This is a genomic window from Alkalicoccobacillus murimartini (assembly GCF_030813245.1).
GTDB lineage: Bacteria > Bacillota > Bacilli > Bacillales > Bacillaceae_D > Alkalicoccobacillus > Alkalicoccobacillus murimartini.
On record NZ_JAUSUA010000008.1, the window covers coordinates 1 to 13,069 of the forward strand.

At 39.9% G+C, this 13,069-nt stretch carries 11 protein-coding genes and 1 pseudogene; 6 read left to right on the top strand and 6 right to left on the bottom strand.

What is annotated here, in order from left to right:
• A pseudogene (locus J2S05_RS18790) lies at window positions 1-272 on the bottom strand (copper amine oxidase); the annotation flags it as partial.
• Window positions 273-562: 290 nt separating this feature from the next.
• Entirely contained in the window at window positions 563-1,417 is an 855-nt protein-coding gene (locus J2S05_RS18795; protein WP_306985562.1) for a hypothetical protein, read from the bottom strand.
• Between the two features lie 196 nt (window positions 1,418-1,613).
• Here J2S05_RS18795 and J2S05_RS18800 point away from each other — a divergent pair, with 196 nt between their 5' ends.
• The 3 genes from J2S05_RS18800 (at window position 1,614) to J2S05_RS18810 (ending at window position 4,306) form a co-directional block, all read left to right on the top strand.
• Window positions 1,614-2,390, top strand: coding sequence for an SDR family oxidoreductase (locus J2S05_RS18800; protein WP_306985565.1), 777 nt, complete (start codon window positions 1,614-1,616; stop codon window positions 2,388-2,390).
• Window positions 2,391-2,777: 387 nt separating this feature from the next.
• The gene (locus J2S05_RS18805; RefSeq protein ID WP_306985567.1) at window positions 2,778-3,761 is read left to right on the top strand and encodes a glutathione S-transferase family protein; all 984 of its coding nucleotides are present in this window, start codon (window positions 2,778-2,780) and stop codon (window positions 3,759-3,761) included.
• 29 nt (window positions 3,762-3,790) lie between these two features.
• Window positions 3,791-4,306, top strand: coding sequence for a GNAT family N-acetyltransferase (locus tag J2S05_RS18810; RefSeq protein ID WP_306985569.1), 516 nt, complete (start codon window positions 3,791-3,793; stop codon window positions 4,304-4,306).
• 19 nt (window positions 4,307-4,325) lie between these two features.
• Here J2S05_RS18810 and J2S05_RS18815 read toward each other — a convergent pair whose 3' ends face one another.
• On the bottom strand, window positions 4,326-4,919 hold the full coding sequence (locus J2S05_RS18815) for a hypothetical protein (RefSeq protein ID WP_306985570.1): 594 nt from the start codon (window positions 4,917-4,919) through the stop codon (window positions 4,326-4,328).
• Between the two features lie 142 nt (window positions 4,920-5,061).
• Window positions 5,062-6,255, bottom strand: a complete 1,194-nt coding sequence (locus tag J2S05_RS18820) for a NupC/NupG family nucleoside CNT transporter (RefSeq protein WP_306985572.1) — start codon at window positions 6,253-6,255, stop codon at window positions 5,062-5,064.
• A gap of 247 nt (window positions 6,256-6,502) precedes the next feature.
• Here J2S05_RS18820 and J2S05_RS18825 point away from each other — a divergent pair, with 247 nt between their 5' ends.
• From J2S05_RS18825 to J2S05_RS18835, 3 genes are all read left to right on the top strand, one after another.
• Window positions 6,503-7,453: a response regulator transcription factor gene (locus J2S05_RS18825; protein WP_306985574.1), complete on the top strand. Its 951-nt coding sequence runs from the start codon at window positions 6,503-6,505 to the stop codon at window positions 7,451-7,453.
• 164 nt (window positions 7,454-7,617) lie between these two features.
• Window positions 7,618-8,466 (top strand): ABC transporter ATP-binding protein, encoded by an 849-nt coding sequence (locus J2S05_RS18830; RefSeq protein ID WP_306985576.1) that lies wholly within the window; start codon window positions 7,618-7,620, stop codon window positions 8,464-8,466.
• Window positions 8,466-9,167: an ABC transporter permease gene (locus tag J2S05_RS18835; RefSeq protein ID WP_306985577.1), complete on the top strand. Its 702-nt coding sequence runs from the start codon at window positions 8,466-8,468 to the stop codon at window positions 9,165-9,167. Before J2S05_RS18830 ends, J2S05_RS18835 begins: the two co-directional genes overlap by 1 nt.
• A gap of 365 nt (window positions 9,168-9,532) precedes the next feature.
• On the opposite strand, the gene J2S05_RS18840 is transcribed toward J2S05_RS18835, so the two are convergent.
• Entirely contained in the window at window positions 9,533-11,542 is a 2,010-nt protein-coding gene (locus J2S05_RS18840; RefSeq protein ID WP_306985579.1) for a methyl-accepting chemotaxis protein, read from the bottom strand.
• A gap of 585 nt (window positions 11,543-12,127) precedes the next feature.
• Window positions 12,128-13,021 carry a LysR family transcriptional regulator gene (locus J2S05_RS18845; protein WP_306985581.1) on the bottom strand — a complete coding sequence of 298 codons (894 nt, stop codon included), beginning with the start codon at window positions 13,019-13,021 and terminating at the stop codon, window positions 12,128-12,130.
• Window positions 13,022-13,069: the final 48 nt, after the last annotated feature.

Consider the following 13,069-nt stretch of genomic DNA (forward strand, 5'->3'; position numbering starts at 1 on the left):
CCTTCTTCACCATATAAGGGCTCAAGGGCTGTCCCCATGTCCTGAACATTTTCATCAAGTGCCCATTCGACTTCTTCCCAATCTGGTGATTCATCATATGCTTTTTGCATGGATGAAACGGCTAGAACAAAGTGCTCCGAAAGTAGATGATCAAGATCGGCTCGTAAATCAGACGCTCCTGAGAATTGGCTTTCTCCTCCGTCTGCGGCTTGTGCAAATGATGGTACTACGAGTGCTGCACCAAGTGCAACGGCTGTGAATTTTTTAAACATGATTTGTTCTCCCCTTTTCAATGTGGTTAATCTACTTAGGTAACGAGAACATTGAATGGGCGGATCACTAATTCAAAAAAAAATTTTATTAAATCACTCACACTGACTATTGTTCATAACCACTAGAAGATTAAAGAAATTGAGAACCTATAAGATAAACAATCCCAAATACAGCTAAGTATAAGAATATATTCCGAATCATCTACTTACCCTCTTTTACAACAGAATGTGCTTCTAAAAAAACATACAGGTCTTTAAGTCATATCCGTTTTTTTTAGTAAAGAGCCATTTTAACTGCCGATCGTATCCTCAAGCTCCCCATCTACAACCTCAATATCGTCTGGAGCTTGGAATAAGGATTCATCGAAGTCTGGGTTCACTTCAAAGTCAATCACTCCATTACTACTATCGAGATCTCCAGCAGAATGCTCCTCATCAGCTGATGTCGCTCGTTCCATCATAATCTCATAATATGTTTCTTGGTCAAACCAGTACTCTGTTACCTCACCATCCAGATCTGATTCGATATGATAAGTTTGGTATCCATTTACTTCCTCTTCCCCAATGTACGTTAGCTCTGCATTCTCGAGCATGTTTTCGTACGGGCTAGCCCAATCTGTTAAGTCCGCTTGCTCAGGATCAACTCCCGGTTCATAGCGAATTGCTTCATCGTCGCCTTCATCATAGGTGATCGTAAAGGCCGGATCATCTAAGTCACTAAATTGGATACTGTTTGGCATTTCTTCTGAGAATGACTCGCCATCCTCATCCCCTTCTGAATAGGATTCCATTTCTAACCTCGTATATAGCTTTCCATCTTCAATAAAATTCCACTGTTCTTCTCTTATAAACATAGAGATATTACCCTCTGGTACATTTTCCTGCTCAGCATCTAGATCCATATGATTTTCTCCTTCAGCAACCAGATAAAGACTATGTAGATCATCGTAAAAAGCAATTGCTTGTTCTACGATCTCTTCAGGTGATGGTGGTTCTTCATCTGTGGATTCAGTATCATCCTGATTCATATCATTTTGTTCGACTTCTTCACTAGCATCCGCTGTTTCTGATTGCATTGGCTCTTCATTACTACAGGCAGCCAAAAAGACGGCACCTGATATGGTCAGTACTGCTGCTTTTTTCATAGTAACATTCCCCCTACATTATTTTTCCTTCTAACACCCTATTCACCAACCTTCTAGAAACTAAACTTTAAATTGTATGATCATCCGTTTTTTACCTTTAGGTCTAGGTAAAAACTTTTAGGCTTATTTTTTTATAAAAAGGTTATACACATCTGTAAACGCTTAACGTCAGTAAACAAAATGAGGAGTGAATCAAGTGAGCATTATAGATAAATTTAAACTAACTGGAAAAAAGGCCTATGTGACAGGAGGCGCTAGAGGAATAGGGAAAAGCATTGCTACAGCCTTAGCAGAAGCTGGCGCAGATGTTGCTATTGTTGATCTTGATCTAAATGAGGCTAAACAGGCTGCTTCCTCAATTAAGAAAGCAACTGGTGTCCATACGATAGCCGTTGAGACCGATGTTACTAAAGCCGATGACGTGAATCAGATGATTGACACTATAGTTGAGCAATTCGGCACCATTGACATTGCCTTTAATAACGCCGGTATTTGCATCAATGTTCCAGCTGAAGACATGACTTTAGAGCAATGGCAAAAAGTCATAGACATTAACCTCACAGGTGTGTTCCTCACCTCTCAAGCAGTAGGCAAAGTCATGCTTAAACAAGGCAGCGGATCTATTATCAACACTGCATCCATGTCCGCTCACATCGTTAACTTTCCGCAGCCTCAGGTCTCTTATAACGCATCAAAAGCAGGCGTCATCCAATTAAGCAAATCACTCGCCATTGAATGGGCCAAAAAAGGAATTCGCGTGAATACAATAAGCCCAGGATACATTGGTACAGAATTAACGCTGAATTCACCTGACCTTAAGCCCTTAATTAAAGAATGGGAAAGCATGTCGCCCCTTGGTCGTATCGGAAAACCAGAAGAGCTGCAAGCTATTGCCGTTTATCTCGCAGGAGATGCCAGCTCCTTTACTACAGGGTCTGACTTTGTGGTGGATGGGGCGTTTACAGGGATATAGCAAGAAATGAGGAAAAACAGCTACCTATTACATTTGGTAGCTGTTTTTGATGGCATAACTACTAGACTATAGGCTCCTGCATAAATGATAGAGTATCTCCGTTACTAAAGTTGACCTTCTTCTTGATAGAAGATCTGTAGTTCTGACTATCCGCCTTTGCTCCTTGTTAATAGCTGAATTCGTCTTGATAGGACGACGATCTTTCTTGGTAACTCCCTCTACCTCTTGCTCAATTTTTATCCTTCTTGGTTCCATATTAAATCCTCTTGATAAGGCCCCCATATAATAAAATTCAAAAAGCAATTCTAAAATTTAATCTCTACTAATCAAATCTGTTATGATGAGTATAAAGATAACTCGACTTTTACTAGGAAGGATGTTTTATCAATGGGTCAACAAAAACCAGCAGAAATTAGTAAGGATGGGTCCTTTAAGCGTCAAGTCAATCAGTTTACTACTCCTTTTGGAGACAAGTCTGATGAACTGCCAGTCGAAGCTGGTCGGTACCGTTTACTTTGGTCTGCCGCTTGTCCGTGGGCGCATCGCTCGGTGATTGTGCGTAAGATACTTGGATTAGATGATGCAATTAGTTTAGGAATGGTCAGTCCTATGCGGCCGAGAATTGGGCGTGTGGATTGGGAGTTTTCCTTAGATACAGATGGAGTAGATCCTGTGCTTGGAGCCCGCTACATTAGTGAAATCTATCAGAACTCTGATTCGGATTATTCTGGCCGACCGACCGTACCAGCCATTGTAGATATACCGTCTAAGAAGGTTGTAAACAATGATTACTTTAGGCTCACCAATTATCTAGAAACGGATTGGAGGCCACTCCATAAGGAAAACGCTCCAGATTTGTATCCCGAGCCTCTGCGTGAAGAGATCGATGCACTCAACGATATTATTTTTAATGAAGTGAACAATGGTGTATATAAATGTGGTTTTGCGCACTCACAGGAGTCGTATGAGGCTGCTTATGAGACGTTGTTTAATAGATTGGATGAATTCGAAAAGCGCCTCGCGAGTCAGAGATTTTTGCATGGAGACTTCATTACTGATTCAGATGTCAGGCTCTACAGCACTCTCGTCCGTTTTGATGCTGCTTACTATACAGCCTTTAATACCAATCGGAACCTCATTCGTGAATACGAACATCTATGGGGTTATGTACGCGACCTTTATCAAACAGGTGGATTTGGCGATACTACAGATTTTGATGCAATTAAGAGACATTACCACTTGTCGATTACAATTTCACCGGACAAAACAGAACCAACCATTTTACCAAAAGGTCCTGACCTAACTGTTTGGAATTCAGAGCACCATCGCGAGGCATTTAGCGGGCAGGTAGAAAAGTTTCTCATTCACTAATACTCAAAAGATTGGTAGATGATCACAGCATGGTAAAACTAGAGATTCAAGATGCATCAAGGGAAATGTATCCTTCCATTAAGGAGCAACGGATTGAAGCTTACCGCGTATATAAGGATAAACTACCAGAGGATCATTGGAAGGCGTTAGAACAAACGCTTTCTTCAAATTCAGCTGAACAAGAAGGCGTTGAGTTGATTGTTGCCATCCTAAATGAAACTTTGGTAGGAAGTGTCGTCCTCTTTCCAGCTAAAACGAGTGCCTATGAATTCATCGACGAGTTAGATTATCCTGAAATTCGTATGCTAGCTGTCTCAAAAGAAACTCAAGGCCAAGGCATAGCCTCTTCACTTGTTAAAGAGTGTATACATCGCTCAAAAGCAAAAGGCTTTCAAGCAATCGGACTGCATACCGGAGAATTTATGACGGATGCGATTCGACTCTATGAGGGATTTGGATTTGAACGCATACCAAAGTTTGATTTCGAGCCCGCCGATGATGGAATTAACGTGAGGGCATATCAATTAAAAATAGATGAAGCATAGACATAAGTCTGTGCTTTTTTTATGGAGCCTCATACTTCGGCAAATCACTTGAACGTAACATCAGATACCATGTATTTGGTTCGTTAAATGTAACCAGATCCCCATTGTATAGAAACGTCCCTTCCCACTCTCCCATTATTTCAATTTTTGCTTGATTTTCTGAGAGATCAACGATGGGGTCTACGTTTGTTACCCATTCAACTCCTCCTCCGCCATTAAACCCTGAAGATATTTCTTTAGGTTCAAACTGGCTATCATTGTGAAGTAGCTCGAATGTCATTGACCTTGTTAAATCATATTGGCTGCCTTCAATCTCATCTACTAAGTCCAATAAATGAATTCTATAGATTTGATTTTCATCACCATTTGTATGCGACTCTATTTCATAATCAGACGATAGCCCATGCTCACTTTGCGAGAACGCATTCATGTGATTAAGCAATCCTTCAACTTGAGCTTGATCAAATTGAGCAATACGCTCAGGATCGCGTTCTCCTATATCCTGAACCTGTAGCTCAATCGAATACTCCTCTTCTAATTCCTCTACACTTTTTTCCTGACTACATCCCACGATGAAGATTGAACATATGACTAATAAACAAAAATACTTCAAAAAATCTCCCCCTCGATGCTCTGTTACTGTAAACCAATACCCTATAATTGAGTTTTAACCCTATTATCTGTAAATAAGTACACGTTAGCCCAATAAAAAAATGCGGCCATAAAGCACCGCATTTCTCTCTTATATCTCTTATTTAAATAAACAACCCTACTACTGTACCTGACAACAAACTAACCAAAGTGGCCGCAGCTAAGAGCTTTAGACCAAAGGAAGCTACCTGCTTACCTGTTTTATCGTTAATGGCTTGTGCTGTTCCTGCAACAATACCTACAGATCCAACGGCAGCAAACGATGTAAGGAACACAGAAATAATACCGGTCGCTCTAGAGGTTAAATCCATGTCTACAAAATCTAGCATAGCAACAAATTCATTGGCAACTAGCTTGGTTCCCATAAGGTTCCCTGCTTGTAATAAGTCAACAGCTGGAATGCCCATTAACCATGCAAACGGTGCGAATATGTAGCCCAACAGCTCCTGCAATGTCAGACCAATTGTCGCTGCAAACAAACCGTTTAGCATCGCAATCAAGCCGATAAATGCCACTAACATCGCGGCAACGATTAATGCCACTTTCCCGCCATCGAGTGCCCCACGACTGATGGCATCAAATAACGAGGAACCTGATTGGTCGCGCAATACCTTAGTATCTACTTCCACTTGTTCATCCACTTCATTTTTTTCTACAGGTGCAATAATTGAAGCGACAATCAACCCATTAAACATATTTAATAGCATCGCCACGAGCACATACCGAGGCTCAAGCATGGTGAAGTATGCGCCGATAATAGAGGCGGATACTGATGCCATGGCTGATGTGGTAACAATGAATACACGGTTTTTGGTCATCGTTGGTAGCTGACTTTTGATAGCGAGTAGCGCTTCAGATTGACCAAAAAAGACGCTGTTTACAGCATTAAAGGTTTCTACCTTGGGCAACCCTGTAATCTTAGCCATCAAACCACCTACATATTTGATAGCAATTGGTAAGACACCTGTATACGTCAAAATCGATAGTAAGGCGGACGTGAAAATAATAATCATTAAGACATCGAGGAAAAAGACCGATCCTCCCTCAACAACCATCAAATCACCAAGAACAAAGTTTACCCCTTCATTTCCATAAGAAATAACGGTAGCAAAGCCTCCTGAAATCGTCTCTATGATAAAAAGACCTACGTCTGTTCTGAACATTAGTAAGGCAATGATAAACTGCATGCCTAGCATGATGCCCACGGACTTATAATTGATCGCTTTCTTTCTGTTAGATAGTAGAAAAGCTAGTCCTAAAAAGACTAATATCCCTAACACCCCAATTAAGATAGACATGGATAAACCCCTTTTAATAAGTATTTAAGCAATCAAGGAAACAGATACCTTTTACAAAGAAAGAACCATAATGCGTATCCTCGTTAGACTATATCGTAGGCTATCCATAGGTTCAAGTAATCGATAGTAATTACAAGTAAAGGACTAAGCTCTTTGGCCCTTGTATTAAAAGTAATTGACAGAAGTGATTAATATTGTAACCTTATAATTGTACTACCATTCTATTCGTCAAAAAAGGAGTAACATCATGGCCACTTTCACCATTGATCAAGAGAATATCAACTTTGAGTCGCTTCCAGCATTTTCTCTTACTATCAGCGATTCGTGTGTGACGACCGTTTACAGCGATACAGAAATGCAAACTGAGCTGGCCAAGAACCTCCACGCAAATACCAGTATTCCTATGTTCGATCAAAAAGACGGCTTATACACGCGTCTTACAGTCCAGGATAATGTTGCTTTCTTTCATAAATGGTTCGGACATCAAACAACACTGCCCGAAATTCTGGTGCAGTTTGAACTACATAGCTGCGCAAACAAACCACTACATACATGCTCTGATTCGGAAATGCGTCGAGTGTATTTTGCCAAGTACTTTATGAGCGCGCCAAACTCAATGGTTTTTATCGAGCCCATTCACGGCGTTGATATTAAGACAACTCAGACCTTTATCAAAATGCTCGATAAAATGAAAGATCAGCCCATCTCTGTACTCATTCTAGTATCTAATATGGAACATGCTTTATTACTTGGGGACGTCCCATATAAACTTCAGAAAAACGGTCTAAATAAAATCGAGATTGCTGAGGAGAATGAGGAGATTGTAGAAGAGGAGACACCTCCTTCTACTACATTTGATCATTTATTCAAAATTCCAGCGAAGGTCGATGACAAAATTATTTTATTTGATCCGCTTGAGATTGATTACATAGAAAGCGAAGATGGAAAAGGAAAAATTGTCATTAATGATGAGTCCTATCTTATGGATTCAACGCTCGCAGAAATTGAGCAAAAATTAAATGTCTATGGATTCTATCGATGCCATCGTTCTTACATTGTGAACCTGCAAAAAGTACGGGAGATCATTACATGGTCAAAAAATGCCTACTCGCTAAGAATCGATAACAGCGTACAATCAACCATTCCATTGTCTCGAACCAAAATCCAAGAGATCCAGGAGAAATTCAGCCTAAAATAGGTACAGTTCAGCGTAAACAGTTGGTACATTAAGCTTATTTTCGTCATTTTTTAATATATGTTTGGTACCGTTCACTCTTAATTGGGTACATTTCGGTTGAAATCGACTGCTTCACAAACTCCTACAGGCTATGATGAAAGCAATCAACCGATGGAGGTAATCAAATGACAAATGCAATCGAAGTAACCGGAATGAAAAAAGTATTTGGATCGCAGACGGCCATTAAGGATGTCACTCTTACGATTAAAAAAGGAGAAGTTTTTGGCTTACTTGGTCCAAGTGGATCTGGAAAAACAACCACGAATAAAATTTTGACGGGGGAGTTATCAGCAACTTCTGGTGACGTGAAAGTGCTTGGAATGGATGCAACAAAGTTTGGGACTTCAGAGTTCAAATCAAAAATTGGTATCTTATCTGATAACAGCTCCTTGTACGATCGACTGACTGTGTATGACAATTTAAAATTATTTTGCAAATTATATGATGCACCCGTTAAGCAAATAGACGTTATCCTTAAAGAAGTCAATCTACAGGATGCACGGTCTCAAACCGTCTCGAAATTATCCAAAGGGATGAAACAACGCGTATTGTTAGCGAAGGCACTCATCCACAAGCCAGATCTCGTTTTTTTAGACGAACCTACATCAGCCCTAGACCCAGGTAACATTGTACATATCCACCGTGCGTTGCAGAGATTAAACGAAGCCGGAACCACCATCTTTTTAACCACTCATAATATGGAGGAAGCCACAGAGTTATGTGATCGCGTTGCTTTTCTTCACAATGGTGAGCTGCAGGAGGTAGACAGTCCCTCTGCCCTTCGATTCAAATACTCTACACATGCGTTTCATGTAGAAACCGTCAATGGTGAACAATTAGTTATTCAAAATAAGCCAGAGAATGCAGGTCAAATTAACGAATTAATGACCAACAACCAAATTAAATTCATACACACGGATAACCCGACCCTTGGTCAAATCTTCTTAAAAGTTACAGGAAAGGAGCTAATCTAATGAACACTCAACGTATAGCTGCTATTTTTGAAAAGGATTATAAGGATTTTATGAAAAATACGGTGTTGCTCATCACGGCCGCCCTCCCTATTTTTATGGCTTTGCTTTATAGCCAGGTAGGTGACAGTGACGGTGAAGCACTAGTCTTTCTGATTTATATGATTGTTGGAATTACATTTTCAGCCGTAACGTCTGGTATGATCCTGACCATGATGGCTGAAGAAAATGAGAAGAAAACATTACGTGGTTTAATCCAATCTCCCGCTTCTTTTATCGATATCATTATTGGAAAAAGTCTAGTTACCACCATTGTCACGTTTGTAGCTCTTGCTATCTCACTAATGATTACAGGATTAGAACCGTTACTAAACGTTAAGGCCATCATTGGAGTCCTCTTACTATTTATATTCTTTCTCTTGCTTGGTATTGGAGTTGGACTGATTGCTAAAAGCGTAGCTTCAACGTACGTGTACCTTATGCCGATTATGTTTTTGTTCGGTTTTACACCAATGCTTTTAAACTTAGATTTCTTTGTTAATAACGAAATCGCCGCTACCATTATTGAGTACATTCCTATCATCCAAGCCATAGAAGCCCATGATACCAATTCATGGCTACCACTTGGGATTATCTCCATCTGGGTATTGGCTTCTGCAATTTTTGTATATATTTGCTTTAAGAAAACGACTACAGATGATTAAGAATACCCTCTTTCAATCCGCCACCCGCTTGCTGGGTGGCGGATTGATTTTATCCTAATAACTGTTAAATAAATAACCTCGGCAATCCCTGTCCATCTTCACTAAGTAAGATAGCTACTGAAAGAAAGATGATGAGTATTCCAACAGCCAGAGAAACATATTTGACCCATCGCACTGCCTCTTCATTAAAAAGGGAAGTAAAATAAACAGCACACTAATGATGAAAAAATTGAAAAGGAGAGACTCATAGACTCGTATCTATTACCTTTCGCAAATGATACGATTCCGCTGGTACAATCTAGATAATAAAAGAAAAACACACTCCAGCTATGCGAAGTGTGTTTTTCTTGATACTGATTCAATCCTTACTCTTTATTCAGTTCAAATTGAAGGGCCAATTCCTGTAATTCTTCTGCTAAGTTAGATAGAATGGTGACTGATGCGGATATTTCTTGCATAGATGCAAGTTGTTCTTCAGTTGAGGCTGTCACGTTTTCTGAGTTTGCTGCTGTTAACTCCGCAATGGTTGCAATTTCTTCGAATGTCTTAATGAATTGATTTGTTCCTGAATCTAAATGCTTTGTTTCTTCGTATACGTCATTCACTTCTTGAGATACGCTTTGTATAAATTGTTTGACCACACTAAAAGTATCTCCTGCGTTATTTACTACTTCAATTCCTTTTTGAACTTGCTCCGTACTTTCCTGCATTTTGTGAGTGGTCTGATTTGTTTCTTGTTGAATAGAGTGAAGGATCGTTTTAATCACTTTAGTAGACTCTGCTGATTGTTCAGCAAGTTTTCGAACTTGCTCTGCCACAACAGCAAAGCCTTTTCCTTGCTCACCCGCTCGAGCGGCTTCAATTGCTGCATTTAGGGCTAATAGATTGGTTTGTTCTGCTATACCGGTTATTTCATCTATGACTTTATTGACTTCTGTGGCTCTATGTCCAAGACCCGTCACACTTGTTGAGAGCTCTTCAACAGTTTGTTTTACTTGGTGCATTTGCTGAATACTACTCGAAATGGCTGTATGTCCATCCTCAACAGCGTGTGTCGCTTGAATTGTATTTTTCAGTACAGTTTGTGATCGTTGAGTGACGGATGAGACACTTTCTTTCATCTTTTCCGTCGCCATATTTCCTCGATGAATAAGATCCTTCTGTCTATCTACTTTTTGAGCCATCTCTTGTACATCCTCAGATATTTGCTCTGTTGCTTTTGTATTTTCGTCCGCACTTGCAGCGAGCTCCTCTGATGAAGATGCAACGTACTGAGATTTATCCTGCACATGGGAAATCATCGTCGATAATGAATGCCTCATTGTCTCAAACGCGCCACTTAACCGATTGATTTCATTCTTTTGATTGGAAGACGCTTCAAACGTCACACTTAAGTCTCCCTCGCTCATTCGTTCAGCTGACGACGTTAATTTTTCTAATGGTCTAGTAATTGAACGTAATAGCAGAATTACGATGACCATTCCAATTAGAATAGAAGCTAAGGTAACAATTGCTGACGTGACAAGAATAGGATGCGTGGCTTCCCCAACCTCTTTATCTAAAGAAACAGCAACAATCTTCCAGCCTGTTTCTGCATTCGTCACATAGTTTAGCGTTGTAGCATCACCATTGTACGTATATCCAAGTCTGCCCTTTTCAGTCTCTTGAAAAGTAAGAAACTCCTCACTCGCCAATTCTCCAATCGTTTCAGTAGGGTGAGAGATATAATGGTTCTCTGCATCAAGTAAAAAGACAAAACCCTCATTACCGATCGTAATTGTAGAAAGCATATCTGTAATGGCATTTAACGTAATATCAATTCCCGCCACTCCAAGTCCATCCTCTGTTGTCTTTGCAATCGTTGTTACGACCGAGTCAGTAGAAGCGGATACATAAGGTGGCGTAATGACAATCTGTCCGCTTTGTTCTTGTGCTAATTGATACCAAGGACGTACCCGAGGATCATATCCAGGATCTGCTGGTGGATTGACTGGTGACTGCATAAAATGACCTTCCTCTGTCCCCACAAATGTTAGTTCTACGTTAGATCTAGAGTCCTGAAAATCATCTAATAAAACTCGTTGACCTGGCGCATCTCCCTCCAAAAAGGTAGACACATCACTAGTATCAGCTAGATAGTGTATGTTCTCCTGTTGAGTCATTATAAAATTATCAATTGTATGATCAATAATGGCCAGACTCTCTTCAGCTGCACTCTCAAGCTGCTGATCTACGTTTTGACTAGCACTAAAAAAAGATATGCTGGCAATCATAAGACTAGGTACTATCAAAATGAGTAAAAAGGAGAGAATGAGCTTTGTTTTTAAAGAAGTCTCCAGAAATGAAAAATTGTTACGACGCCTGATGTTGTTCATGTGATGTTTTCCCCTATCTTTAATTTATCAAATCATTCTGTCTACTTTAGTCAGACATAGTATTATAACTATTATAACTATCTATCGGATAGCTCACACCCTTTGTGAATGGTGTGTGAGCCGATCGGACACATAAATTTTTTGGGGGCGCTTTCTTTTAACTTTATAGGGTTCATTTAACAAAAAGTGGTTTTATTAAGATTACTTAAGGTATAAAAAACTTAAAAAGTAGGAGTGATTATTATGCACCCTCATGAAAATGAAGCTATAAAAAAAACCAAAAAGCCACCCTATAAGAAACTGCTTGCAGCATTGTTTCTAGGGAAGCTTATGGCGCTTGTTCTTACTCATTATGTGTTTTAGGTATCTTTTGATTATTGGTCTGAGGATAATTACGGTTCATATACCATGTTTCATATAAAATGTTTAACAATAAAGTAATGAAAGGCGCAACAAGTACTCTTCTAGTAAGGGATAGATACTAGAATACCCAATCCAATGACGACTAGAGGGATAATAAACAACTGCATCAAAAAAGGATCTATTAACTCAAACCATTTCGAGTTACTCCCCCCTTAAGTGTGATCACACCCTATTTACTTGTACTTCCTTCAACCCTTCCACCAATCCCTGAAAATGCCTAAAAGGTGCTCCCATCCAAAGATTTCGGTGATACACAAAATAAATCTGACGTTCGAGCTCTTTTTTTTCGAACTCAATGTAGGCTAGATGGTCTTCATTTTCGATTAGTTTTTTAGAGATTAGTGCTACTGCTTTTCCGTACGATAGCATCTTAATGATCGTGGAGACTGAATCTAGTTGAATCATCTCCATCTGTAGCGTTTGTTCTCTAAGCCATGATTCTGAGAAATGACCAGTTGAGCTTGAGAGTCTGTGCACAAGCAATATTTGCTCGGAGAGGTCTACCTTTTCAAAAGAAGGTGCACTCGCGAATGGGTGTGATCGGCTATAGGCTAATACGATTTTGTCACTGGTGATGGGTTCATATACTAGCTCTTCTTCTTTCTTTCCTGTTTCCATTAATAGACCACAATCAAGCTCCTGTAAAAGGAGTCTTTTTTCTATTTCCGGGGCAGTTTGTACGTCTAGTGAAACTTTGATCCTCGGGTAACGCTCAGCCAGCTGATGAATCAGCTTTGGCATAAATAATTGAGCTGGTACGCCACTTGCTCCTAGATTGATGGATCCGTGCTCTCCATTTTTGTAATCTTCCACGCTTTTGATTAACGCATGATTCACTTGACTAAGCTGCTTCGCATAGTGATAGAGCATTTCTCCGACATCCGTTAGTCTGTACCCTCCTGCATTTGTCCGAAAAAGCTTCACCCCATAGTCGTCTTCCAGCGATTTAATGTGAAAGGAAACAGTCGGCGTTGATAGTCCTAGGCTCTTTGCTGTTTGGGTCATTTTTCTTGTTTCAACTAATGAGAGAAAGACGTGTAATTTTTGTAGATTCACTTTATCCTCCTGAAGTACTTTAGATAAATTCTAACGATAGGTTGATCT

Coding starts and splice junctions, on each gene's coding strand:
- J2S05_RS18795 (WP_306985562.1), bottom strand. CDS start 1,417: ATGAAAAAAGCAGCAGTACTGACCATATCAGGTGCCGTCTTTTTGGCT.
- J2S05_RS18805 (WP_306985567.1), top strand. CDS start 2,778: ATGGGTCAACAAAAACCAGCAGAAATTAGTAAGGATGGGTCCTTTAAG.
- J2S05_RS18810 (WP_306985569.1), top strand. CDS start 3,791: ATGGTAAAACTAGAGATTCAAGATGCATCAAGGGAAATGTATCCTTCC.
- J2S05_RS18820 (WP_306985572.1), bottom strand. CDS start 6,255: ATGTCTATCTTAATTGGGGTGTTAGGGATATTAGTCTTTTTAGGACTA.
- J2S05_RS18825 (WP_306985574.1), top strand. CDS start 6,503: ATGGCCACTTTCACCATTGATCAAGAGAATATCAACTTTGAGTCGCTT.
- J2S05_RS18830 (WP_306985576.1), top strand. CDS start 7,618: ATGACAAATGCAATCGAAGTAACCGGAATGAAAAAAGTATTTGGATCG.
- J2S05_RS18835 (WP_306985577.1), top strand. CDS start 8,466: ATGAACACTCAACGTATAGCTGCTATTTTTGAAAAGGATTATAAGGAT.
- J2S05_RS18840 (WP_306985579.1), bottom strand. CDS start 11,542: ATGAACAACATCAGGCGTCGTAACAATTTTTCATTTCTGGAGACTTCT.